The organism is Xenorhabdus sp. IM139775 (assembly GCF_028598745.1).
Lineage (GTDB): Bacteria > Pseudomonadota > Gammaproteobacteria > Enterobacterales > Enterobacteriaceae > Xenorhabdus.
Map to the genome: position 1 here is coordinate 1 of NZ_JAQRFK010000049.1, position 25,701 is coordinate 25,701.

24 protein-coding genes and 1 pseudogene are annotated in these 25,701 nt (G+C 46.0%); 19 read left to right on the forward strand and 6 right to left on the reverse strand.

The window, feature by feature from the left end; translation table 11 throughout:
• The 5 genes and pseudogenes from PSI17_RS11255 to PSI17_RS11275 form a co-directional block, all read left to right on the forward strand.
• Positions 1-478: pseudogene (locus PSI17_RS11255) on the forward strand (acyl-CoA dehydrogenase family protein); the annotation flags it as partial.
• Positions 468-2,168: an acyl-CoA dehydrogenase gene (locus PSI17_RS11260; protein ID WP_273552075.1), complete on the forward strand. Its 1,701-nt coding sequence runs from the start codon at positions 468-470 to the stop codon at positions 2,166-2,168. The pseudogene PSI17_RS11255 and the gene PSI17_RS11260, both read left to right, overlap by 11 nt.
• 4 nt (positions 2,169-2,172) lie before the next feature.
• The gene (locus tag PSI17_RS11265; RefSeq protein WP_273552076.1) at positions 2,173-2,724 is read left to right on the forward strand and encodes an NADPH-dependent FMN reductase; all 552 of its coding nucleotides are present in this window, start codon (positions 2,173-2,175) and stop codon (positions 2,722-2,724) included.
• 45 nt (positions 2,725-2,769) lie between these two features.
• The gene (locus PSI17_RS11270) at positions 2,770-3,027 is read left to right on the forward strand and encodes an acyl carrier protein (protein ID WP_273552077.1); all 258 of its coding nucleotides are present in this window, start codon (positions 2,770-2,772) and stop codon (positions 3,025-3,027) included.
• 361 nt (positions 3,028-3,388) lie between these two features.
• Positions 3,389-3,886: a prepilin peptidase gene (locus PSI17_RS11275; RefSeq protein WP_273552078.1), complete on the forward strand. Its 498-nt coding sequence runs from the start codon at positions 3,389-3,391 to the stop codon at positions 3,884-3,886.
• Positions 3,887-4,065: 179 nt separating this feature from the next.
• Here PSI17_RS11275 and PSI17_RS11280 read toward each other — a convergent pair whose 3' ends face one another.
• On the reverse strand, positions 4,066-4,950 hold the full coding sequence (locus PSI17_RS11280) for an MBL fold metallo-hydrolase (RefSeq protein ID WP_273552079.1): 885 nt from the start codon (positions 4,948-4,950) through the stop codon (positions 4,066-4,068).
• A 139-nt stretch (positions 4,951-5,089) separates the two neighbouring features.
• Here PSI17_RS11280 and PSI17_RS11285 point away from each other — a divergent pair, with 139 nt between their 5' ends.
• The gene (locus tag PSI17_RS11285; RefSeq protein ID WP_273552080.1) at positions 5,090-6,004 is read left to right on the forward strand and encodes a LysR family transcriptional regulator; all 915 of its coding nucleotides are present in this window, start codon (positions 5,090-5,092) and stop codon (positions 6,002-6,004) included.
• Here PSI17_RS11285 and PSI17_RS11290 read toward each other — a convergent pair.
• Positions 5,987-6,916, reverse strand: coding sequence for a LysR family transcriptional regulator (locus PSI17_RS11290; protein ID WP_273552081.1), 930 nt, complete (start codon positions 6,914-6,916; stop codon positions 5,987-5,989). The genes PSI17_RS11285 and PSI17_RS11290 overlap by 18 nt on opposite strands.
• A gap of 132 nt (positions 6,917-7,048) precedes the next feature.
• On the opposite strand from PSI17_RS11290, the gene lysA reads away from it, so the two are divergent.
• Positions 7,049-8,326: a diaminopimelate decarboxylase gene (gene lysA / locus PSI17_RS11295; protein ID WP_273552082.1), complete on the forward strand. Its 1,278-nt coding sequence runs from the start codon at positions 7,049-7,051 to the stop codon at positions 8,324-8,326.
• 70 nt (positions 8,327-8,396) lie between these two features.
• Here lysA and fadE read toward each other — a convergent pair whose 3' ends face one another.
• Complete coding sequence (gene fadE, locus PSI17_RS11300; RefSeq protein ID WP_273552083.1) at positions 8,397-10,844, reverse strand: acyl-CoA dehydrogenase FadE; 2,448 nt, start codon at positions 10,842-10,844, stop codon at positions 8,397-8,399.
• Between the two features lie 256 nt (positions 10,845-11,100).
• On the opposite strand from fadE, the gene lpcA reads away from it, so the two are divergent.
• A complete protein-coding gene (lpcA, locus tag PSI17_RS11305; protein ID WP_273552084.1) occupies positions 11,101-11,682 on the forward strand; it encodes a D-sedoheptulose 7-phosphate isomerase in 582 nt (193 codons plus the stop codon).
• Positions 11,683-11,728: 46 nt separating this feature from the next.
• Complete coding sequence (locus PSI17_RS11310) at positions 11,729-12,496, forward strand: class II glutamine amidotransferase (protein WP_273552085.1); 768 nt, start codon at positions 11,729-11,731, stop codon at positions 12,494-12,496.
• Here the strand turns inward: PSI17_RS11310 and PSI17_RS11315 are convergent.
• Entirely contained in the window at positions 12,467-13,165 is a 699-nt protein-coding gene (locus PSI17_RS11315; protein ID WP_273552086.1) for a L,D-transpeptidase family protein, read from the reverse strand. The genes PSI17_RS11310 and PSI17_RS11315 overlap by 30 nt on opposite strands.
• A 353-nt stretch (positions 13,166-13,518) precedes the next feature.
• Here PSI17_RS11315 and PSI17_RS11320 point away from each other — a divergent pair, with 353 nt between their 5' ends.
• From PSI17_RS11320 to nqrM, 8 genes are all read left to right on the forward strand, one after another.
• Positions 13,519-14,862: a Na(+)-translocating NADH-quinone reductase subunit A gene (locus tag PSI17_RS11320; RefSeq protein ID WP_273552087.1), complete on the forward strand. Its 1,344-nt coding sequence runs from the start codon at positions 13,519-13,521 to the stop codon at positions 14,860-14,862.
• Positions 14,863-14,865: 3 nt separating this feature from the next.
• A complete protein-coding gene (locus PSI17_RS11325) occupies positions 14,866-16,104 on the forward strand; it encodes an NADH:ubiquinone reductase (Na(+)-transporting) subunit B (RefSeq protein WP_273552088.1) in 1,239 nt (412 codons plus the stop codon).
• The gene (locus tag PSI17_RS11330; RefSeq protein WP_273552089.1) at positions 16,097-16,894 is read left to right on the forward strand and encodes a Na(+)-translocating NADH-quinone reductase subunit C; all 798 of its coding nucleotides are present in this window, start codon (positions 16,097-16,099) and stop codon (positions 16,892-16,894) included. Before PSI17_RS11325 ends, PSI17_RS11330 begins: the two co-directional genes overlap by 8 nt.
• Entirely contained in the window at positions 16,887-17,516 is a 630-nt protein-coding gene (locus PSI17_RS11335; protein ID WP_273552090.1) for an NADH:ubiquinone reductase (Na(+)-transporting) subunit D, read from the forward strand. Before PSI17_RS11330 ends, PSI17_RS11335 begins: the two co-directional genes overlap by 8 nt.
• Before the next feature lie 8 nt (positions 17,517-17,524).
• On the forward strand, positions 17,525-18,121 hold the full coding sequence (nqrE, locus tag PSI17_RS11340; RefSeq protein ID WP_273552091.1) for an NADH:ubiquinone reductase (Na(+)-transporting) subunit E: 597 nt from the start codon (positions 17,525-17,527) through the stop codon (positions 18,119-18,121).
• A gap of 15 nt (positions 18,122-18,136) precedes the next feature.
• A complete protein-coding gene (gene nqrF / locus PSI17_RS11345) occupies positions 18,137-19,363 on the forward strand; it encodes an NADH:ubiquinone reductase (Na(+)-transporting) subunit F (RefSeq protein WP_273552092.1) in 1,227 nt (408 codons plus the stop codon).
• 150 nt (positions 19,364-19,513) lie between these two features.
• A complete protein-coding gene (locus tag PSI17_RS11350) occupies positions 19,514-20,542 on the forward strand; it encodes an FAD:protein FMN transferase (protein ID WP_273552093.1) in 1,029 nt (342 codons plus the stop codon).
• Positions 20,543-20,557: 15 nt separating this feature from the next.
• Positions 20,558-20,782 carry a (Na+)-NQR maturation NqrM gene (gene nqrM / locus PSI17_RS11355; protein WP_273552094.1) on the forward strand — a complete coding sequence of 75 codons (225 nt, stop codon included), beginning with the start codon at positions 20,558-20,560 and terminating at the stop codon, positions 20,780-20,782.
• 138 nt (positions 20,783-20,920) lie between these two features.
• Here the strand turns inward: nqrM and PSI17_RS11360 are convergent, their stop codons facing one another.
• Both PSI17_RS11360 and PSI17_RS11365 read right to left on the reverse strand, forming a co-directional pair.
• Positions 20,921-21,370, reverse strand: a complete 450-nt coding sequence (locus tag PSI17_RS11360) for a sigma-70 family RNA polymerase sigma factor (protein WP_273552095.1) — start codon at positions 21,368-21,370, stop codon at positions 20,921-20,923.
• A 137-nt stretch (positions 21,371-21,507) separates the two neighbouring features.
• On the reverse strand, positions 21,508-23,829 hold the full coding sequence (locus PSI17_RS11365) for a TonB-dependent hemoglobin/transferrin/lactoferrin family receptor (RefSeq protein ID WP_273552096.1): 2,322 nt from the start codon (positions 23,827-23,829) through the stop codon (positions 21,508-21,510).
• A gap of 252 nt (positions 23,830-24,081) precedes the next feature.
• Here PSI17_RS11365 and PSI17_RS11370 point away from each other — a divergent pair, with 252 nt between their 5' ends.
• Positions 24,082-24,618 (forward strand): YtxH domain-containing protein, encoded by a 537-nt coding sequence (locus PSI17_RS11370; RefSeq protein ID WP_273552097.1) that lies wholly within the window; start codon positions 24,082-24,084, stop codon positions 24,616-24,618.
• Between the two features lie 628 nt (positions 24,619-25,246).
• Positions 25,247-25,701: isocitrate lyase/phosphoenolpyruvate mutase family protein (locus tag PSI17_RS11375; protein ID WP_273552098.1), on the forward strand; the 455-nt coding region annotated here is incomplete at its 3' end.

Here is a 25,701-nt window from a genome sequence, read left to right on the forward strand (position 1 = left end):
ACCACTGGATGCTTTGACTATCTTTTCCCGTAATGGCTGTTCCCTTATTCAGGCTCTGCCAGCCATTATTCAACGTATCAGTCAACAGCATTCTGCACCGATTACCCGTATGGGCCTCGCTCCACTACTCAACAGTTTGTTGCAAACCAGTCAGCAAATCATTGACGATTTAGCTGCCGAACCACTGAGCTGGCCGGCTGTTCCGCAACGTATTTTGTTTGGTTTGCAACGGTATGAATGGCTCTTTATAGCAGCTAGCTGTCTGTTGTTCTGGCTTAACAATCCAGACAAAGATAATTCATTATCCCGAAGCAAGCACTGGCTGCCGCTGTGTCTGACGGTGATCGCCCGTAATCTGGGTCTTACCTGGACACTTGAACAATATCCTGCCTGGCAATCGTTGAAGCGCTCGTTCGCAGACCAGCCCCTTTCCTCTGCCGACTCACTTCTGGCGCAGGAGGTACTCTATGGACACTGAAAATATGTTGACCATCGCCCGCCTGGAACGACAGCTCACACCCGCTGGCTATGAAAATTATGTATCCTGGTCAGCCCGCATACTGGCTGCAGATAACGCCGGAAAAATGTGGGAGGAAGGGGAAGCGTTGCTGGATGAGATTGGTTTTAACCGCTGTCTCATTCCTGAGTCGTTGGGGGGAGAATGGCGCGGTATGGATACTCTGATGGATCTATTTCGCGTGCTCTACCGTAAAGATCCCTGTTTAGGGCTTGGCTATGCCGGAAGCAGTTTTATCGCTTGTTGTAACATTTGGGCGGTAGGCTCGCCGGTTCAGCAGCAATCCGTTGTTCAAGCCTTGTGCAGAAATGAAAAACTTGCGTGTTCATACTATGAGCCTGAACATGGTAATGATTTGTCTGCCGTCACCTTCTCCGCTGCACTTGAACAAGAGCAATGGGTGTTAAATGGGGAAAAACAGGTAACTTCAAATATCTCGCGCTGCACGCTTTTTGTCGCCTTTGCGCGCACATCTCCGAAGCCAGGAAGCCGGAGCCATACGCAAGTACTGGTTTCTAAGGCACTGTTACCTGATGGATCACTACGGGATTTACCGCGCCATGAGAGCGTCGGTATGCGGGGTGTACAACTGGGAGGGATTCAAATAAATCAGGCTCGTCTGCCCGCGACAGAAAAAGATCATTTACTTTTGGGCGAAGAAGGTAAAGCGTTGGAAACCGCAATGCGATCTTTCCAAGTCACTCGTACCCTCCTACCCGGTATGTTTGTCGGCATTCTGGACTCAGGTTTACGACTGGCGCTGCGTTTCAGTCTTGAGCGGTATCTATACGGACATTGTCTGGCAGATTTTCCCGCAACTCGTCAGACCTTAAGCCTCGCCCTGCTCGATCTATTACAGGCAGACGCTTTCAGCAGGTTGAGTGCCAGAGCACTTCATTTGCATCCGGAGTTCTGCTGTCTGTACGCCCCGTCTGTTAAAATTGTTGTCCCAAAACTTCTGATCGGTGCAATGAACCGTCTCGCCGATCTTCTGGGTGCTAGTTTTTACCATACTGAAAGCGAGTATGGTCTCTTTCAGAAGCTTCTGCGAGATGTAAAGCCCGCCGGTTTTGCGCATATTGGCCGACCAGCATGTCAACTCACACTGTTGCCATTGTTATTTATACTTGCACGTAAAACAGCCGCGATTTCTTCGCCGGCAACATTGTCTGAACAGCTGGCTTCAGAGAAACAAATTGAGTCGGCTATTGAGTTTGACCGACTTCAGATTGCACCTAGCGGACGGGACCCTCTCCTCGACAGCCTGCTGCAAAACGCAGACTTGCTGGATGAGGCGCTTGCATCACAAGTTCTCGCGGCCAGAACACAGCTGTTAGATAGCCTGCGAGAGATAGAGCCGAGGGATATTTCTGCCTTTGCAAGTGCTGAACATTATCACCTCAGTTCGCTTTATGCCGGATTAATTGCCATAGCAGCCTGCCTGGAATGGCACCGTACCACCCCAAAAAAATTACCGCTGATTCTCATGCAACTGATGGTTAAACGCCAGTTAGTCAATTTGCAGTTATTACCCGATACCGGTTTGGAAGAGTCAGACGCCGAAGTGGTTATTCAGCACCTGCGCGATGCGTATCATCGGCGGGTAAGTTTTGATTTGATGCAATACCCGTTACAGGGTTGGGAGAGTTAGTTTGATGAAAAATACATACAATATCTTAGGTATCTCAGGTAGCCTGCGCAACGCGTCACTGAATATGCTTTTTTTGCGCGCGATGGGTCGGGTTTGCCCTGACAATATGAACTTTGAGATCTATTCAGGTCTGGGCGCAATTCCCTTATTTAACGCAGATGACGAAGACAAAAGTTTTCCTGAAGTCTCGCACTGGTGTAATGCGCTGGCACGGGCAGATTTGGTTCTGCTGGTCAGTCCGGAGTATGCACATGGTGTGACAGGAGTGATGAAAAATGCGCTTGACTGGATAGTTAGCACTGGAATATTGATCGACAAACCACTGGCGTTTCCCAACATCTCGATTCGTGCCGAACTCGCGCAGTCACAACTCGCTGAAACGCTGCAAACTATGGGGTGCCGTCTGATAGAGGAATGCAGTCCCCGTGCAACACTTGCTGCACCTTACGTTATCCCTGATGCCACAGAGCATATGTTAGTTGATCACCCTGATATCGGGCCCAGATTGAAAATCCTGTGGAGCAACATTGAACACAGCCTGACAGCATCACCCTGAATGCTGGTATTTTTTTGTACTTAATGTAATGGTTGAGGAAAGAAGATGAAACTCGTACCCAATGATTTGAAACAGTGGCTGATCGAATGCATCGCCAGATACTGCCGTCTTAACCCTTCAGAGATTAAAGACAACGTCAGCTTTACAGATTACGGCATGGATTCGGTATTTACCCTGACTATGATCGGTGAAATCGAAGATCAATTTGGTATTGAGTTGGCACCCACCGCGATTTGGGACAACCCTACCGTCGAAAAATTGTACATATTATTGGACGGTGAAATAAACAATACCGCATCTTGATTATCTTTAAGTGATCTAACTATTGGAGTCGTGACTTGATCAAGCTATCTCTTGGCTAAAGGAATGCAGGTTATCTTCTTGCGAGCTGGCTCGCATATTTATTTTGTTATTGCCTTTTTTGCTAAAAATTGATTGCCAATAGCCGGAATGAAAAATTAATATTCATCTTGTCCTGATTGCGGTCAGGAAATAAGGAAAGAACGCAGTAACAGGGATGTTTTTATAAATGGATTTTGATTTCATTACAGGTGAAAAAAGGAAGGGACTCTATTTTAAATAACACGCCAAAATTGTAGGGCATTTCCTTACTCCTCGCAACGCGAGGAGTAAGGAATCTTCATAAATTGAGTGTGTCACTATTATGATGAATTATTTAATTAACGTCGATTACATAATAATTATGTTTTTCTGTAGTACCTTATTGTTATTGGCTGTTATCGACATTAAGACATATTGCTTGCCGGACATTATCACATTGCCTTTATTATGGATTGGGCTTTTATTTAATGTTGATGGTCATTTGATTTCGATAAAGAGTGCAATATATGGCGCCATATCAGGGTATCTTTTTTTGTGGTTTTTATATTGGTTATGCCGATATACCTTAAATAAGGAGGGAATAGGTTATGGTGATCTTAAATTAACCGCAGCGATCGGCGCATGGTTGGGGGTGGAAATGATACCCATATTGATGCTGATGGCTTCATTATCCGGGCTGTTTGGATTTTTCATGATTGGCGTGAAAAGAAAATCTTTTCCTGAGTTTATCGCATTTGGGCCTTATTTATGTTTATCCGCGATTGTGTTATTAGGCTGTAGTGTTGGTAGAGATAGTGTTGGCAGAGATAGTATTTGGTAAGGCATAAGTATTTATAAAATATCAAGATGGATTTTGATGAAAATATTATCAGAGACGAGTGCAAGTGTTTTTTCTACGTTAGTTAAGGGGTATTTAAAATGTTATTATAATGCTGGTTTTATTTGTTGGAATTGGTGTGGTTTATACGGGCGCCTGCAACGCCCGTGATAACTTTTAATTTACTGAGGCCACTTCATTTCGCCTTTTAAGACTTTGGCACTCAGTTCAAGGCTGGATTCATCAGCAAGATCAGGGTAGTGCTTCTTCATGGCGGCAATCAGTGCATTGGAATCTTTTGCTTTCGGTAACTCTTTTTCCAATGTGGTCAGATAATTCTGGGTAAATGTCACTGAATCCAACGTCATTGAGGAATTCCCCAGATAGTGGCCTGGGACAACCGTGTCAGGTTTCAGGCTCTTGATGCGATCCAAGGTTTGTAGCCAATGTTGGCGTGACGCTTTGGTCTGGGTATCAGCAATCCAGACATGAATATTGTCAGAAACCGTCACACCACCGACAACCGCTTTCAATTTAGGCACCCAGACAAAAGTACGATCTGCGGCTGGGCCATTTAAACCTTCAACAATCAGTTTTTCACCATCAACAGTGAAGGTGTTTCCTTGTAATGGTTCTGGTACGACGATCTTTTTGGGGGCTTGATCAGCAAGAATGCCGCCCCAATAAGCCAGCTTACCGTCTTTGGTTGCATTGATCTCTTTGATGGTTTCAGGTGAGGCAATGACTTTGGCGTCAGGGAAAGCGTCAGTGATCACATCAAGGCCAAAGTAAAAATCGGGATCAGATTGGCTGATATAGATCGTTGTCAGTTTTTTGCCTGTTTGTTGGATCATGTTTACCAACGCTTGGGCATCACTTTTCTTAAACTGGGCATCGATCAGAACAACTTCATGATCACCACTGATAATTTCAGAAGAGACGGGGAAGATGCCTTTTTCACCTGGATTGTAGATATCCAACTTGAGATCAGCGGCTTGAGCCAGTGATGCCATTCCCAAAGAAAGGATCGCTGCCAGAGCGGTATTGAGTGTAGTTTTGCGAGCCATCGTCGAATTCCTGTATCAAAATGCGTGTGTGCTTGAATGACATGTATAATAAGTTGCATATTTCGATTTAAAAACCGCATAATCAGCAACTATTTGTTGCGTAAATCGAGCTAATTAAAGCGAAAATAGGTTGGCTGACATGGATAGGATCACAGCAACACAAGTGTTTGTGACGATTGTTGAACAAGGCAGTCTCATTGCGGCAGCAGAACGGTTGGATATGTCGAGGGCCATGGTATCGCGATATTTGGCTGAGATGGAAAAGTGGGCGGGTGTCCGCTTATTGCATCGTACAACACGTAAAATTGGCCTGACTTCAGCGGGCGAGAGTGTTTATCAACGCAGCCTTAAGTTAATGGAATTAGCTGAAAGTATTCCGGTGCAGCAATCTTTGGAAGCGCAAACCCTGAGTGGATTGTTGCGCGTCAGTTGCTCCCAATCGTTGGGCATGAGTGCACTGGCGGTTGCCATTCCTGAGTTTATGCGGATATATCCACAGATTGCCGTCAATCTGCAAATGGATAATAGGGTTGTCAATTTGGTAGAAGAACGCATCGATTTGGCGATCCGGATTACCAATAATCTGGAACCCAATCTGATCGCCCGTCCATTATCGACTTGCCATTCCATTGTTTGTGCCGCGCCATCTTATTTAGCGGGAAAATCTCTTCCTAAAAATCCGGCAGATTTAACCCGGCATAACTGCCTGACCTATAACTTTTTCGGTAAGAGTTTATGGGGATTTGAAAAGCAGCATGAGCACTATTCAGTGCCTGTCAGTGGTACGTTAAGTGCCAATGAATCCACTGTATTAATGGAGGCTGCTTTGCAGGGGGCAGGGATTGCAATGCAGCCTTACTATTCTGTTTCTGCTTATCTGATGTCAGGGCAGTTAGTGGAACTGCTACCTGATTATCAACCTCAGGCAATGGGGATCTATGGTATTTATGCCAGCCGCCGGAATATGCCAGCAACGTTGCGGGCGCTGCTGGATTTTCTGGTGGATTGGTTTGCCACATCACCTCACTGGCAGCAATTAATGTTGAAACGCTGAGGCCAATTTTTCGGCAAATAGAACAGCCTGTTGTTTTAAATGCGTAATAAAAGCCTCAACGGATTCTGAGGAGGGGCGATGGATAGGTTTGATTAAACTGACGGTGAATGGAATGTCGATACTGAATGGCCGGAGGCAAATTTTTGCGTTGTTGTCTAAATAATCCAGGGCAGTTAGCGGGTTGACGATAGATATACCAATGTTTTCGTTAATCATGGCACAAATGGAGGCTGCGCTGTGGGTTTCCATCACCATCTTGCGATTGACCTGATGCTCAGTAAAGATCGTATCAATAAGTTGCCGATAACTGTCTGTGATCGAGAGACTGATAAAGTTTTGATGGTGAAAATCGGCGGGTGTCAGTTGTGATTTTTGACTGAGTGGATGAGTCAGGGGTAAGACACAAACTTCATTTAAGGTTATTAACGTCTCTCGCTCAGTACCTGCCGGCGTCTGTAAATGTTCAGTTAAGCCAATATCATGGCGCTGCGCTGAAAGCCACTCTTCCAACAGGGGGGACTCTTGCGGAATGATGGTCAGTTTGGCTTCGGGGTAGTGCCCGATAAAGCTGCAACAGGCTTTTGGCAGCAGGGATTGGGAGAACATGGGCAGGCAGGCGATGGATAATTGTGCCTGTTCAAATTGCCGGATACTGTCAGCCGCATTGATGATCCTTTCCAGACCGTAATAAGAGCGCTGTACCTCTTCAAACAGGCGCAACCCTTGGGCCGTGGGAAACAGGCGTCCTTTAATCCGGTCAAATAATTTAAATTTCAGTACGTGTTCAAGGCGTGCCAGTTCACGGCTGACAGTTGGCTGGGAAGTTTTCAGTAATAACGCGGCATCCGTTAAATTTTTGGTGGTCATTACCGCATGGAAAATTTCAATGTGCCGCCATGAGCAGGAGTGCATAGATGTGTCTCTTTGAGTAAAAAACAGACATAACGATATCACAAATGAATAGATTATGGCTAAATGGATATTTTTCTTCCTGTCTTATTATTGCCAATAATGAAGGTTCTGCTGATTTTGTGGGGTGCTTCAATGACTATATCGACTTTTACTCACGGTTTGGGGGAACCTTTTACCCCTGAAAATTTACGCCGTTTAGCAACGCAGTATGGAACACCATTATGGCTTTATGAGGGTGACAGCATCATCAGACAAATCAAAAAATTAAGACAGTTTGATGTGATTCGGTTTGCACAAAAAGCATGTTCCAATACCCATATTTTACGCTTGATGAGAGAACAGGGCGTGAAAGTTGATGCAGTGTCATTGGGCGAAATCGAACGGGCGCTGTATGCAGGTTTCAAATCCGGGCGTGATAAAGCAGACATTGTGTTCACTGCGGATGTGATTGATGAGGCAACCTTGGCGCGCGTCATTGAGCTGGATATTCCGGTCAATGCCGGTTCTATTGATATGCTGGCACAAATTGGTGAGCGTCGGTCGGGGCATCCGGTTTGGTTACGCATCAATCCCGGATTTGGTCACGGGCATAGCCAAAAGGTGAATACCGGTGGGGAAAATAGCAAACATGGGATCTGGTTTCAGGATCTCCCCCTGGCAATTGAAAAAATTCATCAGTATGGCTTGAAGTTAGTGGGTCTGCATATGCACATTGGCTCAGGGGTGGATTATCAGCACCTCTCCAATGTCTGTGATGCCATGGTGGAGCAGGTCATGCTGTGCGGAGAGGATATTCAGGCCATTTCAGCAGGTGGTGGCTTATCCATTCCCTATAAAACCGGGGAAGAGCTGGTCGATACCGAACATTACTATAGCCTATGGCATGAGGCCCGCCAGCGTATTGAGCAGCATTTGGGGCATCATGTTGAGCTGGAAATTGAACCCGGCCGTTTTCTGGTTGCCGAATCAGGTATCCTGATGACGGAAGTTCGGGCAGTGAAAGCGATGGGTAATCAGCACTATGTGCTGGTGGATGCTGGTTTCAATGAGTTAATGCGGCCGGCAATGTATGGCAGCTATCACCATATTTCGGTGTTGCCGGAAACGACGATCCCATTAACGCCCCCCCCATTAACGCCATTATTAGAAACCATTGTTGCGGGGCCGCTGTGTGAATCGGGTGATGTGTTTACGCAGTTAGAGGGTGGGGAGGTTGTACCACGCATGTTGCCCCGCGTTCGGGTCGGGGATTATCTGATTTTTCACGATACGGGGGCTTACGGCGCTTCGATGTCTTCGAATTATAACAGCCGTCCTTTGATCCCTGAGATATTGTTTACCGGGGGAGAAGCTCGTTTGATCCGCCGTCGCCAGACAATTGAAGAGTTGTTATCACTGGAGTCCATTTAATAAAATACGGGGCGTTTTATGTCCCCGTATCTTGGCTCCATTTAGGTTTAATCAGGTTTTCCAGCCAGCATCAGGCGGCTTTATTTTGACGCTGACTTTCAGGCTTTTTTGCTGAATTGGGTACAGCAAATGCGTCAGGCTCAAATTCATCGACATTGATTGAACGCAGTCGGCTGATTTCAGCCCGTTTCAGGATATCGGCTTCTTCCTGAGAGATTTTGTGATCGGCCAATGCTTGATCAGCTAATTCAGTCAACCGTGTGAAGCTCAGTTTTTTACCTGCTTCGCGGCTCAAGCGAGCATGGATTGGCTCTGCGGCGATGATATCGTGCAAGGCATCTTCCAGTAACCCGTGAGGATTGTGTTCGCTTGGTGTCAGGTATTGCCCCCGTCCAATCCGGCTACGGGTGGCGGAAGGGGTTTGTAATAACTGGGCCAGCTTGTGATCCAATTTATCAGAGGGTGCGGCATGTCCACGGCCCAATGGCAAGACAATCACCCGCATTAAACCGGCAACCAAACGGTTAGGGAAATTGCGCAGCAAATCATTCATGGCCTGTTCAGCTTGATTCAGACTGTCTGCTACTGCCCATTGCACCAAGGGTAAATCTTCTTTCTGGCGCCCTTCATCTTCATAGCGTTTCAAGGTGGCAGAAGCGAGGAAGATTTGGCTCAGAATATCCCCCAGACGCGCTGAAATGCGTTCACGGCGTTTCAGGCTACCGCCCAATACCCCCATTGAAACATCAGAGAGCAGGGCAAGGTTGGCACTTAAGCGGTTGATCTGTTGGTAGTAACGACGAGTCGCATCCTTGACTGGTGAATGGCTGGTTCTGCCTTTGGTTATACCAAGCCACAAGCTGCGCAGGGTGTTGCTGGCAACATGACCCAAGTGACCAAACAGCGCTTTGTCAAAGGCTTTCACATTGTTGTTTTCTGCGGCGGCGATTTCAGCCAGTACATAAGGATGGCAACGGATGGCACCCTGACCAAAGATAATCATGCTACGCGTCAGGATATTTGCCCCTTCAACGGTGATAGCAATTGGCGAACCCTGATAGCCGCGGGCCAGGAAGTTGGATGGGCCAAGGCAGATACCTTTACCGCCGGCGATATCCATCGCATCAATGAAGGAACGTTGACCTCTGTGTGTACAGTGGTATTTCACGATAGCAGACAGAACCGCCGGTTTTTCGCCTAACATGATACCGCTGGTAATCATCGTTGCGGCCGCATCCATCAGGTAAGCGTTACCCGCAATACGTGCCAACGGTTCTTCAATGCCTTCCATTTTCCCGATAGGCAGCTTGAACTGACGGCGAATGTAGGAATAAGCACCGATTGCCATGGCCGCACTTTTTAATCCCCCGGTTGCGTTGGATGGCAGGGTAATGCCACGGCCAACAGACAGACACTCAACCAGCATCCGCCAGCCTTGGCCTGCCATTTTCGGTCCGCCAATGATGTAATCGATAGGGACGAAAATATCTTTACCACGGGTTGGGCCGTTCTGGAATGGGACATTCAGGGGGAAATGGCGGTGACCAATTTCAACGCCCGGTGTATTGGTCGGGATCAAAGCACAGGTAATGCCCAGTGATTCAGTATCGCCCAGCAGATGATCAGGATCATACAGTTTAAAGGCCAATCCCAGCACGGTAGCGATAGGCGCGAGGGTAATGTAACGCTTATTCCAGTTCAGGCGCATACCCAGCACTTGTTCACCTTGCCATTCTCCCATGCTGACAACGCCTGTATCGGGGATCGCCCCGGCATCTGAACCGGCTTCCGGGCTGGTCAGGGCAAAGCAAGGGATCTCTTCGCCACGGGCAAGCCCCGGCAAGTAATGTTCTTTCTGTTCATCAGTGCCGTAATGTTGCAACAATTCACCCGGCCCCAAGGAGTTAGGTACGCCTACTGTAATTGCCAGAATACCCGATACGCCAGACAGTTTTTGCAACACCTGAGATTGCGCGTAAGCGGAGAATTCCAGACCACCGTATTCTTTTTTGATGATCATGGCAAAGAAGCGATTTTCTTTCAGATAGGCCCAAAGTTCTGGTGGTAAGTCAGCCAATTCATGGGTGATTTGGAAATCATTTGCCATGCGGCAGGCTTCTTCTACCGGCCCATCAATAAAGGCTTGTTCTTCGGCAGTTAACTGCGGCTTTGGATAATGATGCAGTTTTTGCCAGTCAGGGTTACCACGAAATAAGTCGCCTTCCCACCATGTGGTGCCTGCATCAATAGCTTCTTTCTCTGTTGTGGACATGCTTGGCATCACCTTACGGAAGGCTTTGAGTCCGGGTGCAGAGAACAGAGAAATACGGACTGGGGTAAAGACCAGCGGGAATAGGACAATAACGAGTGGTAACAGCAACCAGTAGCTCCAAAGGCCAGTAATGCCCATCACGAAAGTATAGGCAACAAGCAGGAGGCTACTCAGTGTCAGGCTGACTTTGTGGTAACAAAGCCCGCCAATCAAGACTAAAAATAAAATAATGCTGAAAGCGGTCATAGTAAAACTCCTGTAAATCTCAGGTTGAGTTGTCAGAGGTCTGACCTGTTGTCGTGTCCTTCTTTTTTAGATGAGTAGAACGCATTTATCAATATGATTACATCTTAATTACAATCTAGCTCACAAAGTCATTTCAGTTTTGCAAACGTTAATGCGCTCAAGCTGTGATGATGTCTTCTTTCAGGGGGGGGAATCCGTTACACTGTTTGGCTGATATTATTAACATCCCCGAAGACTTTTCAGGAGTATGAGTTCCATGTATCAAGAACTGATCCGCAGTGAGTTATCCGAAGCCGCAGATACGTTGGCTAACTTTCTCAATAATGACGCAAATATCGATGCCATTCAAAAAGCCGCGGTTTTACTGGCGGACTCATTCAAGGCCGGGGGAAAGGTACTTTCCTGTGGTAATGGGGGTTCGCATTGTGATGCCATGCATTTTGCGGAAGAGTTGACAGGCCGCTACCGTGAAAATCGCCCGGGATATCCGGCCATTGCGATTTCCGATCCTAGCCATTTATCTTGCGTGAGCAATGACTTTGGTTATGACTATGTTTTTTCCCGCTATCTTGAGGCTGTTGGCCAGCAAGGTGATGTATTGTTGGGTATTTCGACTTCAGGAAACTCTGGTAATATTATTAAAGCGGTTGAAGCCGCTCGCGCCAAGGGAATGAAAGTTATTACGCTAACGGGCAAGGATGGCGGAAAAATGGCAGGAACGGCAGATGTTGAAATTCGGGTACCTCATTTTGGTTATGCAGATCGTATTCAGGAAATTCACATCAAAGTCATTCATATCTTGATTCAATTGATTGAAAAAGAAATGATAACGGCCTGATTATTGTTTATCAGGCATCGTTGTCAGGAGTAGGTAGGGGTAGGCAATGTGTGAATTACTTGGCATGAGCGCCAACGTGCCAACAGATATCATTTTCAGTCTGAGTGGGTTAATTCAGCGTGGTGGGCATACCGGTCCTCATAAGGACGGTTGGGGAATTACTTTCTATGAAGGATTGGGATACCGAACGTTTAAGGATCACCAATCCAGTTGTCACTCACCTGTGGCTCAATTTGTCCAAGGCTATCCGATCAAATCAGAAGTGATTGTGGCTCATATTCGTCAGGCAAACAGTGGTAATGTTTCTCTGGTCAATACCCATCCATTTACCCGTGAGCTGTGGGGAAGATATTGGACCTATGCCCACAATGGTCAACTTCAGGGATTCAATAAGCTGAAAACGGGGAGTTACCAACCGGTTGGTGAGACAGACAGCGAATGGGCATTTTGCTGGATATTGCATCAATTATCGTTGAAATATCCCAAGCGGCCTGCCAATTGGCCTGCGGTATTTAAATTTATTGCCTCGCTGGCGGAGCAGTTAAGAGAAAAAGGGGTTTTCAATATGCTGTTGTCCGATGGGCAGTTTGTCATGGCTTACTGCTCGACTCAATTGCATTGGATTACCCGCCGTGCGCCTTTCGGCACGGCTAAATTACTTGATCAGGATGTTGAAATTGATTTCCATCAGCACACCCAGCTCGGGGATGTTGTATCAGTGATTGCCACCCAACCTTTAACCGGCAATGAAGTCTGGCACCGTATTGAATCCGGTGACTATGCCCTATTTCATCTTGGCGAGAGAATAGCTTGATTCGTTGTTCCAAAAGGATAACGGTTTTTTTGATTTTACATTAATCGCATATTGCCCGCCTATTACGCTGACAGTAGCCGGAATGCTATGTTGGGCAAAATACTCGTAGGCGGGCTGTAATTGCTTCCAGAACGAGTAATTATCGTTATTTTGGTGCCGCCTCATATTTTGCCGGGTCATCCTGAAAGGATAAATATTGATTTTGATTTCATGTTGTCCATGATGAAGGGCACTTTCCACATACTGGTATATTTCATCCATGTAGCGATTGGTCATGGCATAACAGCCAATGGATTTACAGGCACCATGGATCATTAAATAACTGCCGGAATACCCCCTGGATTTATCAAACGCATTGGGAAACCCCAGATTAATGGCGCGATAATAGCGGCTATCCGGTTTTAACTGCTTGTGGCTGACATGGTAAAACCCCTCCGGGCTTTTGAAATCACCTTGCAGTGTCTTTGGGCCAAGCCCGCCAGAGTAACGACAAATAGGGTAGCTTTGGGTCAATTGATAATGTCCTGTTCTGTCTTGTGTATAAAGCTCAAGACGTTTTTCTTCTTTGAATATTTGAATGAAAATTCTGGCGCCCATCCGTTGCAATACCACAGCAGAAAGGGGCACAGGTAATAGGCATAATGCAAGACCAAAAAACGTTTTTTTCATAGCATAACCAGACAGTTTGATGAAATATCGGCGTTAGGATTGCAATTTGGGGCGCGGAAATTTTGGGGCAAAACAGTGAGTAAAAGATAGCAGTGATCGCGTGTCCTTGTGAAGGACTTCCGGTTAAATATTGAGCCATTGTAGAGAAAAGTGATGAGAATGCTCGTCTTTCTCGAGCAGTTAACCGTTTTGCAGAGAAATTATTTTTATTTGCTTGAGCTAAGTCACTTGATTAATCAGACAGTCAGTAGGGGAGATGCTAGAATGACCCCGCGAAAATGATGTATTACCCAAGGGAATACCGCAAGGTAATCTGTAGTCTATGATTTAACTAATAAACTTGTGCAAATCTTATGATTAAAATTAAAAAAGGACTCGACCTCCCGATCGCTGGAGCGCCTGCCCAAGTTATAGAAGATGGTCCGACAATTCGCCGTGTTGCTTTATTGGGTGAAGAATATGTTGGAATGCGTCCTTCTATGCTGGTTAAGGAAGGTGAGCATGTCAAAAAAGGGCAAATTCTTTTTGAAGATAAAAAAAATCCAGGGGTTGTTTTTACGAGTCCCGCCAGCGGGAAAGTGATAACCATTGGTCGTGGTGAACGTCGTGTCTTGCAATCTGTCGTCATTGAAGTGGGGGGTGATGAGAAAGTCACGTTTGATCGCTATGAGCGTGCTGAACTTGCTGGCCTGAGCCGTGAACAGGTAGAAAAAAACCTGCTTGCGTCAGGGCTGTGGACAGCATTGCGTACCCGTCCTTTCAGTCGTTCCCCTGTTCCCGGTTCCACACCAAAGGCAATCTTTGTCACGGCAATGGATACGCAGCCACTGGCGGCTGATCCACTCGTCGTTATTGCAACGCAAGAAGAGGCTTTTGTTGATGGCCTGAATGTTCTGTCAACATTGACAGATGGGAAAATCCACGTCTGCCACGGCGCTGGAAATATCCCGACAGCAGGAAATAACGCCCAAATCACCCATAACCAGTTTGTTGGCCCCCACCCCGCGGGTTTAGTGGGGACTCACATTCATTTCATTGAACCTGTCAGTGCGCAGAAAATGGTATGGCATCTGGGTTATCAGGATGTCATTGCCATCGGTAAATTGTTTACCACCGGCGAGCTTTACACTGATCGCGTGGTATCCCTGGCCGGCCCGCAGGTTAAATCCCCGCGTTTGGTACGTACCAGATTGGGCGCTGATTTGCTGGAACTGACCCAGAATCAGCTAAAAGAGGGTGAAAACCGGATTGTTTCGGGTTCCGTACTGTATGGGATGAGATCCGATGACGCCCGACATTATCTTGGTCGTTTCCATACGTTAGTTTCTGTGCTGACCGAAGGCCGGGAAAAAGAGCTGTTCGGTTGGATTGCGCCGGGCGTTAATAAGTTCTCCATTACCCGCACCACCATCGGCCACTTCCTGAAAAAGAAACGTTTTGCTTTCTCCACCACAACCCATGGCGGGGAGCGTTCCATGGTGCCGATTGGCAACTATGAGCGGATCATGCCACTGGATATTATGGCAACCCACCTGTTGCGTGACTTGCTTGCAGGTGATACTGACAGTGCGCAGGCGCTGGGTTGTCTGGAGCTGGATGAAGAAGATTTGGCATTATGTACCTATGTTTGCCCCGGCAAATATGAGTACGGTCCAGTACTGCGTGACGTGCTGACTAAGATTGAGCAGGAAGGGTAATTCATGGGCCTGAAAAATTTATTTGCAAAAGTAGAGCACCACTTTGAGGCCGGTGGCAAACTGGAAAAGTATTATCCTCTCTATGAGGCAGTGAGCACCGTTTTCTATACGCCGGGCACAGTGACAAAAGGAAATGCCCACGTCCGTGATGCCATTGATCTCAAGCGCATGATGATCTTGGTGTGGCTATCTGTTTTCCCTGCCATGTTTTGGGGGATGTATAACGTCGGGAATCAGGCGCTACCTGCCCTGACTCATTTATATCATGGTGATGCCTTACAGCAGATCCTGGCTTCTGATTGGCATTACGTCCTTGCCCAGTATCTTGGTGCATCGTTAACACCCGATGCGGGGTGGGGCAGCAAGATGTTGCTGGGAGCAAGCTACTTCCTGCCAATTTATGCGGTTGTTTTTATCGTGGGGGGGTTTTGGGAAGTTTTATTTGCCATTATCCGCAAACATGAAATCAACGAAGGCTTTTTTGTCAGCTCCATTCTGTTTGCCTTGATTGTCCCACCCACACTGCCATTATGGCAGGCGGCTTTGGGGATTACTTTCGGTGTCGTGATTGCGAAAGAAATCTTTGGTGGTACAGGGCGTAACTTCCTCAACCCCGCCTTGGCTGGCCGTGCTTTCCTGTTCTTTGCTTATCCGGCTCAGATCTCAGGTGATTTGGTCTGGACTGCGGCTGATGGCTTCTCTGGTGCAACGCCTTTGTCCCAATGGGCAGCCGCGGGTAGCCACGGCCTGATCAATATTATTACCGGGCAGCCAATGACTTGGATGGATGCTTTTATTGGTAACATTCCCGGTTCAGTGGGTGAAGTCTCCACTTTGATGATTTTTATCGGTGGTGCCATCATTCTGTTTGCCCGTATCGCGTCATGGCGCATTGTTGCCGGTGTGATGATCGGGATGGTTGCCATGTCGTACCTGTTTAATGCGATTGGTTCTGCTACTAACCCCATGTTCGCCATGCCGTGGTACTGGCATATGGTTCTGGGGGGCTTCGCTTTCGGTATGATTTTTATGGCGACTGACCCGGTATCCGCCGCGTTTACGGATAAAGGGAAGTGGGCATACGGTATCCTGATCGGTGTGATGTGCATTTTGATTAGGGTCGTCAACCCAGCGTATCCAGAAGGAATGATGTTGGCGATTTTGTTCGCTAACCTGTTCGCGCCACTGTTTGATTATCTGGTCGTACAGGCCAACATTAAGCGGAGAAAAGCCCGTGGCTAATGATAATAAACCCAAAAATAATGATAGCGTCGGCAGAACATTCCTCGTCGTTTTTGTGTTGTGCCTTGTCTGCTCAATTGTGGTTGCGGGATCAGCCGTCGGTTTGAAAGCGCAACAGCAGGAACAAAAACTGCTGGATAAGCAACGTAATATTCTGGATGTGGCCGGTTTGCTAAAACCTGCCATGACAGCAGCAGAAATCAACGAAATCTATCGCAGTCGCATTCAACCTGAATTGCTTGATTTGGAAAGCGCAACGCTGAAAAAAAGCAGTGGCCATTTTGACCTGAATAATGCCCTGCGCAGTGATGAAACCAGTATGGCTTTGCCACCAGAGCAGGATCTGGCGAAAATCCGCCGTCGTGCCAATATGGCAGAAATCTATCTGGTTAAGGATGACAGCGGCAAAACGACCGAACTGGTTCTGCCCATATACGGCTCTGGCCTGTGGTCAATGATGTATGCCTTTATTTCCATTGACGTAGATGGCGTGACCTCCCACGGCATCAGTTACTACTCGCAGGGTGAAACCCCGGGGTTGGGGGGTGAGGTGGAGAACCCACAATGGCGCAAGCAGTGGATAGGTAAAAAACTCTATAACCCGCAAGGTGTCCCAGCCCTTAAAGTTGTCCGTGGCAGTGCCGGTGATAACCCTTATGGTGTCGATGGCCTGTCCGGCGCGACCCTGACGTCTAACGGTGTTCAGCATATGTTTGATTTCTGGCTGGGGGATAACGGTTTTGGTCCGTTCCTGAAAAAAGTACGTGAGGGAGCCTTGAAAGATGGCTGATAGTAAAGAGATAAAACGCGTCCTGCTTGGGCCGCTGTTTGATAATAACCCAATTGCATTGCAGGTCTTGGGGGTTTGTTCAGCGCTGGCTGTGACCACCAAACTGGAAACTGCGCTGGTCATGACGCTGGCTGTGACACTGGTCACCGCGTTCTCTAGCTTTTTCATTTCACTTATCCGTCACTATATTCCCGGCAGTGTGCGGATCATTGTACAGATGGCGATCATTGCCTCTCTGGTGATCGTTGTAGACCAGATCCTGCGGGCTTATGCCTATGAAATCTCCAAACAGCTATCGGTGTTTGTGGGGCTTATTATCACGAACTGTATTGTCATGGGGCGTGCTGAAGCCTATGCCATGAAAGCGCCACCCGTTGAGAGTTTCATGGATGGCATCGGTAATGGTTTGGGTTATGGCGTCATCTTGTTGCTGGTGGGTTTCTTGCGTGAACTGTTTGGCTCAGGAAAATTGTTCGGCATGACGGTGTTGGAATCGGTCAAAAATGGCGGTTGGTATCAACCCAATGGCTTATTCCTGCTGGCACCGAGTGCATTCTTTATTATTGGTATGCTGATTTGGGGTTTACGAACCCTGAAACCTGCACAGGTTGAGAAGGAGTAACAAACACAATGGAGCATTATATTAGTTTGTTTGTCCGCGCCGTCTTTATCGAGAATATGGCGTTATCTTTCTTCCTCGGTATGTGTACGTTTTTGGCGGTATCAAAGAACGTTAAGACGGCTTTTGGCCTGGGTGTGGCCGTCACTGTCGTATTGGGCATTTCCGTTCCTGCCAATAACCTCGTCTACAATCTGGTGCTCCGTGATGGGGCCTTGATGGATGGGGTGGACTTGAGCTTCCTAAATTTCATTACCTTTATCGGGGTCATTGCGGCATTGGTACAGATTTTGGAAATGATCTTAGACCGTTATGTGCCGGCACTTTACAATGCGTTGGGCATTTTCCTGCCGTTGATTACCGTGAACTGTGCCATTTTCGGTGGCGTTTCATTTATGGCACAGCGTGACTATAACTTCAGCGAGTCCGTCGTATACGGTTTCGGTTCAGGCATGGGCTGGATGCTGGCTATTGTTCTGATGGCGGCTATCCGTGAAAAATTGAAATATGCGGATGTTCCGGCAGGTCTGAAAGGATTGGGGATCACCTTTGTCACCACCGGTTTGATGGCATTGGGTTTTATGTCCTTCTCCGGTGTGCAGCTCTAAAGGCGGGAAGAATTCATGGATATAATTATTCTGGGTGTAGTCATGTTTACCCTGATTGTGTTGGTACTGACGGCAATGATTTTGTTTGCAAAATCTAAGTTGGTCAACACCGGGGATATTAAAGTTGAAGTCAATGGCGATGAGGATAAGAGTTTCTCGGCTCCCGCTGGTGACAAGTTGCTGAATATGCTTTCCGGTCAGGGGATTTTCGTTTCCTCTGCGTGTGGCGGCGGTGGTTCTTGTGGTCAGTGCCGGGTGAAAATCAGTGAAGGCGGTGGGGATATCCTGCCAACGGAATTGTCCCACATCAACAAGCGTGAAGCGAAAGAAGGTTGTCGTTTGGCCTGTCAGGTCAATGTTAAGCAAGACCTGAAAATCGAACTGCCGGAGGAAATTTTCGGCGTTAAGAAATGGGAATGTGAAGTTATTTCCAACGATAACAAAGCCACGTTCATTAAAGAATTGAAGCTGAAAATTCCTGACGGGGAAATCGTCCCATTCCGCGCGGGTGGGTTCATTCAGATTGAATGTCCTCCACACGTTGCCCGTTATGCTGATTTTGATGTACCTCAGGAATACCGCGAAGATTGGGATAAATTCAATCTGTTCCGTTATGTCTCTGAGGTTAAAGAGCCGACGATCCGGGCATATTCCATGGCGAACTATCCCGAAGAGCACGGCATTATCATGTTGAACGTGCGTATCGCAACACCACCACCAAGAAACCCCGATGTTGTGCCGGGCATCATGTCTTCTTATATCTGGTCACTGAAGTCCGGTGATAAGGTCACGATTTCTGGCCCATTTGGTGAATTTTTCGCGAAAGACACGGATGCAGAAATGATCTTCATCGGTGGCGGCGCAGGTATGGCACCCATGCGTTCACACATCTTTGACCAGCTCAAGCGCTTAAACTCCAAGCGGAAGATCTCCTTCTGGTATGGTGCGCGCTCTAAGCGTGAAATGTTCTATACCGAAGATTTTGACCAGTTGGCAGCAGAAAACGAGAACTTCACATGGCATGTGGCCTTGTCAGATGCCATGCCGGAAGATAACTGGCAGGGTTATACCGGTTTTATTCATAATGTCCTGTATGAAAATTACCTGAAAGATCATCCGGCACCGGAAGACTGTGAATTCTATATGTGTGGGCCTCCGGTCATGAATGCGGCGGTGATTAAAATGTTGAAAGATCTTGGCGTAGAAGATGAAAACATCATGCTGGATGATTTCGGCGGCTGATGGTATGCCTGATAAATTTCGGGTAGTCGCCGGCAACGTTGCTGCTTGAAAGATAAACGGTATACAACGCTTTGATTTTTACGACAAGCGCCCACATTTTGTGGGCGCTGCGATTTAGAAACAGGCAAAATAAGTCAGAAAGAGTAAGCTATGCTGAATAAAAAAATGATCAACTGGGGAGCCTTGCTGTTTGCCACAATGATGCTGGCGGCATGCGGTGGCCCCAAACAGCAAAATCTGGATGGGCAGACGATGGGGACGTATTACTCCGTCAAATATGTTGCTGATCCGTCTGCACCAACCCCGGAAAACCTGCAAAAAGGGATTGATCGATTGCTGGAAGAAGTGAACGATCAGATGTCCACTTATCGGCCAAATTCTGAATTAAGTCGTTTTAATCAAAGCCGTGAAGTGAATAAACCGTTTCCGGTATCTGCCGCTACGGCAAAAGTGGTTAAAGAAGCGATTCGGATCAATAAGCTGACAGGCGGTGCACTGGATGTGACGGTTGGCCCAGTGGTGAATCTGTGGGGGTTTGGGCCAGAAGGGCGCAATACTAAGGCACCGACGGATGAAGAATTAGCAGTTCGCCGTGTCTGGACGGGGATCGATAACTTGTCTGTTGAAGGCAATAACCTGATTAAATCCATCCCTGAACTGTATGTCGATCTCTCTTCCATCGCCAAAGGTTATGGCGTTGATGTTGTTGCTGAATATCTGGCATCTCAGCATATCCAAAATTACATGGTTGATATTGGTGGTGAAGTTCGTACCTCGGGCAACAATGGCAAAGGAAGCCCTTGGCGGATAGCGATTGAAAAACCCTCGGACAATGGCATGGAACAGAGCGCTCAGGAGATCATTGCGCCGGGCAATATGTCTGTCGCCACATCGGGTGATTACCGCAACTATTTTGAACAAAATGGCGTGCATTACTCGCATACCATTGATCCTAAAACCGGCAGGCCGATAACCCATCATTTAGCTTCCATTACCGTGATAGCACCGACGTGCATGAGTGCGGATGGCTTTTCTACCGGACTGGATGTATTGGGGCCAGACAAGGGCATGGAAGTGGCAGAGAAGCTGAATATTCCGGTCTTTATGATTGTCAAAACCAAAACAGGTTTTGAAGAGCGTTATAATACCGCCTTTAAAGCCTATTTACAGAAAAAATAAGAAGGGGGAAAGGTGATGGAAGTCTTTGCTATCACTTTTATCTTTTTCCTGCTGGCTTTTGCGGGAATGGCATTGGGCTATATTGTGAAGCGCAAGAGCATTCAAGGAAGCTGTGGTGGTTTGGGAAGCATTGGTGTAGAAAAAGTCTGCGATTGCCCTGAACCTTGCGATGCCCGCAAAAAACGCATGGCAAGAGAAGCGGTTCGTCAGGCACAACTGGCGAAGAACCGTATCCTTTGATGGGCAAATTTATTGTAAAAAATGACCCGCTGCCAGATAAACAGCGGGTTTTTGTTGCCTGTTGAAGGCGTTTTAAAGAATATTGAAAGGGTGACATTTTCTGTGGGCTTGATGTAAGTAATTCTTTACTGAGCTGATTTAAATACCCAAATTTTCCGCAGCCTCTTTATAACGCAGCCCTTGGAGTTGAGTGAGCAGAAATGCCTGCCGGACTTTTAGCGGCAGTTCATCCAATGTCTTATCTATCTTTTCTAACTGGTCTAACAGCACAAGTTGATGTTCAGAGGAATGTGATGAGATCACAGGAAGTTCACCGAGTGATTCCAGATAATTGTCTTCCAGTTTTTTCCGGCGCCAGTAATTGGCAAGCGTTCTGCGGGCTATCGTGATTAAAAAAGCCCTTGGCTGGCGGATATTTTCCAGATCCGAAGATTGCATCAACTTGATAAAAATCTCATGGGCGAGATCTTCGGCATGATTTGGATAAGCACTGTTTTGTCTGATCCAGCGACATAACCAATGATGGTAATCGGAATAGAGTTTCTGGGTGATTTGATGGTGCCCAGATGGGCTTTTTTGCACCGCCATAATGTGACTGCCTGATAGGAGAAGATAAATCTGATAATAATAATTATTTGTATTTGATGGGGCGAAGTCAACGCCGTGTTTTGGATCTAACCCCCTTAAAAATTAAGAGGGTTAGGGATTGGGCAGCTAACTGTCAGTTAGAATTGTTGTGAAATGCTGAACTTGTAATTACGGCCAATACCTGAGATGGCGTCTCCGACATCTCCTAAGTAAGGCACATAATCTCGGTTAAATAGGTTATCGATGGTGACTCGCGCTTCAAATCCTTTGATAGAAGCAGGACGCCAGCTGGCAAACAAGCCATGCAAAGCATAACCTTTGCTTGCCGGGAATGCCCAATTACCAGCTTCTGGATCATCATCTACAGGTGAACGATCTTGTTTACGGATAAAGTCACCTTTCCAGCCCATTGTCATTTGCCATTGGGGTATTTTGAAACCTAACAGGGCCTGTGCCGATGTTGGTGGAATTTCCGCAATCCACGTTTTGCGCCCGAGCCACGGATCACGTAGCGAAGCATCACGTTGGCCGCGCATCGTGGAAAAAGAGAATTTTCCGAACAGTGTATTACTATCGTAGAAAGTTTCTATCTCTAGTCCCTCAATGGTATATCCCGGCAAATTACGATTGTTTCCCAGAGGTTTTGCACAATTTGCGTAATTTACTAAACCATCAGCTTGTGCTTTACAATAAACTCCGCGTCTTTTAAAGATTTCGCCTTTACCACGATTACGGAACAAGGTGGTACGAATTTGCAGGCTGTCATTCTCAAGCATCAGATTATCGAAATCAAGAATGGCACCGAGGCGTATACCTACCATTTTTTCAGTGTCCAGATCACGACTAGAACCCGGCAGGCTGGTTTCTCCTGACTGAACTTCATATTGTTCATCAACCACCGGGGCGCGCCATGTATGGCTGATATCTGCAAATAAAGAAAGGTTTTTGTTTGTCTGCCATATAACCCCTAAATGAGGAGACCAGCCAGCATAAGTGACACTACGATAGTCGTGGTTGACTGCTGGAGACATATCGTTATAAATACGCGCACTGTTTTTTCTGCCATTATTTTCAACGTGATCGTAGCGAACGCCGGGTGTGACAGTCACATTGCCTATTTTCAGCGAATCTTGCAGATAGAAACTATAGGTTTGTTGTTCCCCGGCAGGCATATAACCCGGCTGATAATAGCCATAATTATAATCAGCGTATTTTTCCTTACTCTTATCGAACATTAAAATGTTGCGTTGAAGTTTATGCCAACGGGTACCTAGCAGTAATTCGTGTTCAATAACGCGGGTTGAAAATACGCTTTTATTGTTGATATCAATCAGATTATCGGTGTAATCAACCCAGCTTTTATTACCCATTGTTCTACTAAAATAAGAAGACGCATTTTCCGGGCGGCTATCGTCTTGTTTCGTTTTGGAATAGGCATAAGTCATCGTTAGGTTCAACCACGGATTGTCCTCTGGCGCAATATTCCATTTGGCAGAGTAGTTCTGGTCAATTTGATCCCGAAAGATCAATTTTCTTTTCCATGCACCATCCAAACCGTATTTTCTGATATCTCCGGCGGAAGGGAAATCCATTTTATCCCGTTTCACCGCCCACGGCTGCCAGCCATCCGATTCAGAGCGCATGGCAGACAGACTTACCGTATAGGCATCACTGGGATAAAAATTGGTTTTTAATAAATAGGACATTTGATTGTTTTGTGAAAATACAAAACGTGTCCCATCAGGGCGTTTAATATTATGCCCATCCCGCTTGCTCACATAGAGCAAGCCATCAGCAAAGCCGTTGGGATCCCGGCCGTATACTGCGCCACTACTGATCCACTGCCTGTCATTGGTGTGGTAGCTTTGCTTGATAAATCCACCCCAATCTTCATCAGGGCGCAGCAAATCGTTCGCGTCTTTTGTCACCAGTTTGACAGAGCCACCAAATCCACCATTACCATCAAGTAAATTGTGTGGCCCTTTATTGACTTCTACCCGTTTGATTAACTCAGGCTCAATAAAGACAGAACCCTGACGATATTTCTCAAATCCTTTTGGCGCATCATCCAGCGTGATTTTGATATCTTCCTGATCTCCCATGCCCCAGATATTCAGCGTTTGCCCGCCGGGACGCGGCGAGCCTGACATTGAAACACCGGGAAGTTGGTCGAGTAATTGAGCAATGTTATCTGCCTGAGTCCGGTCAATATCGGCTTTTTTGAGCACGGAACTTCCCGCACTGTTGCTGCTGTCTAAACTTTCAACAACCGAAAGTGTAGGTAATTTCATCACCTCATTTTTCTTTTCAGTCTGTTGCCCTGTGGGATTTTCGGTCGCGTAAACCGGGCTGGAGAATGCCGTGCCCAATACCAATGTCCCGGAAAGTGTGCCGGTTAAAATTTTCTGAATTGTGGTCGCGATTGGGCGTTTCTCTAATTTTTGACTATTATTTGCCATAAATTTCCTGAAATGTAACCAAGTAAAATATTTCAATGTAATAAGTCACCTGAGGAAGTAAAAAGGGGTAAATAAAAATGAGAATTATTTTTATTTTATAATGGGTTTCTGAAGCATACCATAAGGTGATGAGACTTATCCCATTGGATTATAAGATTTTTATTTATCACAGATGTTTGAAGGATAGGTTGTTGAAATAACTGTCTATTTCGTTACACCATCTCAATTTCCTTAAGTACAAGGGGTTAGTCAATGAAGAAAAAGATCCTTAGTTCTCTGATCTTGGCAGGTATCGTGGCACTGCTTGCTGGCTGTGATGATGCGTCTAAAAAAGCAGAAGATACAGCACAGCAAACAGAAGAAAGCGCGACACACATGAAAACTGATGCTGAAAAAACGATCACGGATGTAACGGATAATACAAAAGAAACATCACAGGAGATCAAGGAAAACGCTGTGCGTGAAGGTCATGGTTTGATTGATAAGTCCAAGGAAGTGCAAAATCAGATCACGCATTCTGCCAATGAGGTCACTGAGCAAGTGAAGTCCAAGCTGGCTGATATGCAGGGTCAAGCGACGAAAGCAGCAAATGATGTGATGGACAATGTGAAAGCGAAAACGGGAGATCTTCAACATCAAGCGGGTGACAAAATTGACCAGCTTTCAGAAGCAATGAAATCGAAAACGGAAGACATAAAATCTGAGGCTGATAAAAAAACGGATGAGTTAATCAGCAGTTTTAAAGATTATCATCTTAAAGATGATAAGGATAAAAAAGAGGAAAAGTAATTTATCGGCTTGATATCCTGCCAGCATAAACAGGATTAATATCGTAAGGGTGATCTGTCAATGATTACCCTTATTTTTTTGCATGGCTTCAATGAATTATCTTCCTATTCTTTCCACTTGACTGACTTATCATGCCTAACCATTTTATGCAAGCCTTGGTTATCAAGCCCATGGTGAAATTTATTTGGAAGAGGGCGCAGAACATATCTTTATGGCATTGAATTTAACCTGATTATTCTTTTTGATGGGCTTGAAATATCAATATGGGAAAAGTGATTGTGCAAACAGTATCATACGGATCACTTAATTTTTCCCATATTTGCAGGTGATGACGATATCATTATTGTGCGCAATAATGCTACTTTCGTTGACTGGGGAATCCCTTGTTCATAGAGCAATGACAACTGTAGTGTTCATTCATTTTTTTGGGATATCGATCACAAATATAATCATCATTTTAGCATAATTGGTTTAGTTATTGTTTATCTTTATGGTAACAAAATATTAACATTAAGTTCAAGGTGGTGATACATTACTGGCATAGTGGAATTTAATAAATAATTAACAATGATATTTTGGAGTTCTAATTCTTTATGTAATTATTTAATTTTCAAAAGGATATCATTTTATGCTGAAGAAGTTACTCGAAGAGAAAAAATCACTGACTTTTATTGAAGCGCATAATCCGCTTTCAGCACTTATTATCAAAAATGCAAATTACACAGATAATAATGGCTATATCCATAAATTCGATGGTCTCTGGTCAAGTTCTTTGAAAGATTCAGCTGTTAAAGGTATTCCTGATAACGAGATATTAGATATTAATAGCCGTTTGCAAAATATTAATGAAATAAAATTAATGACTGGAATGCCAGTCATTATGGATGCAGATACTGGAGGACGTGTTGAGCACTTTGTGCATTATGTCAGAAAAATGGAGAAAATAGGATTAGATGCGGTCATTATTGAAGATAAAACAGGAGACAAAAGAAATTCTCTATTTGGTACAAGCGTCAAACAAGAATTATCAGATATTAAAGAATTCAGTAATAAGATAGCCAGAGGTAAAGCTGCACTGCAAAA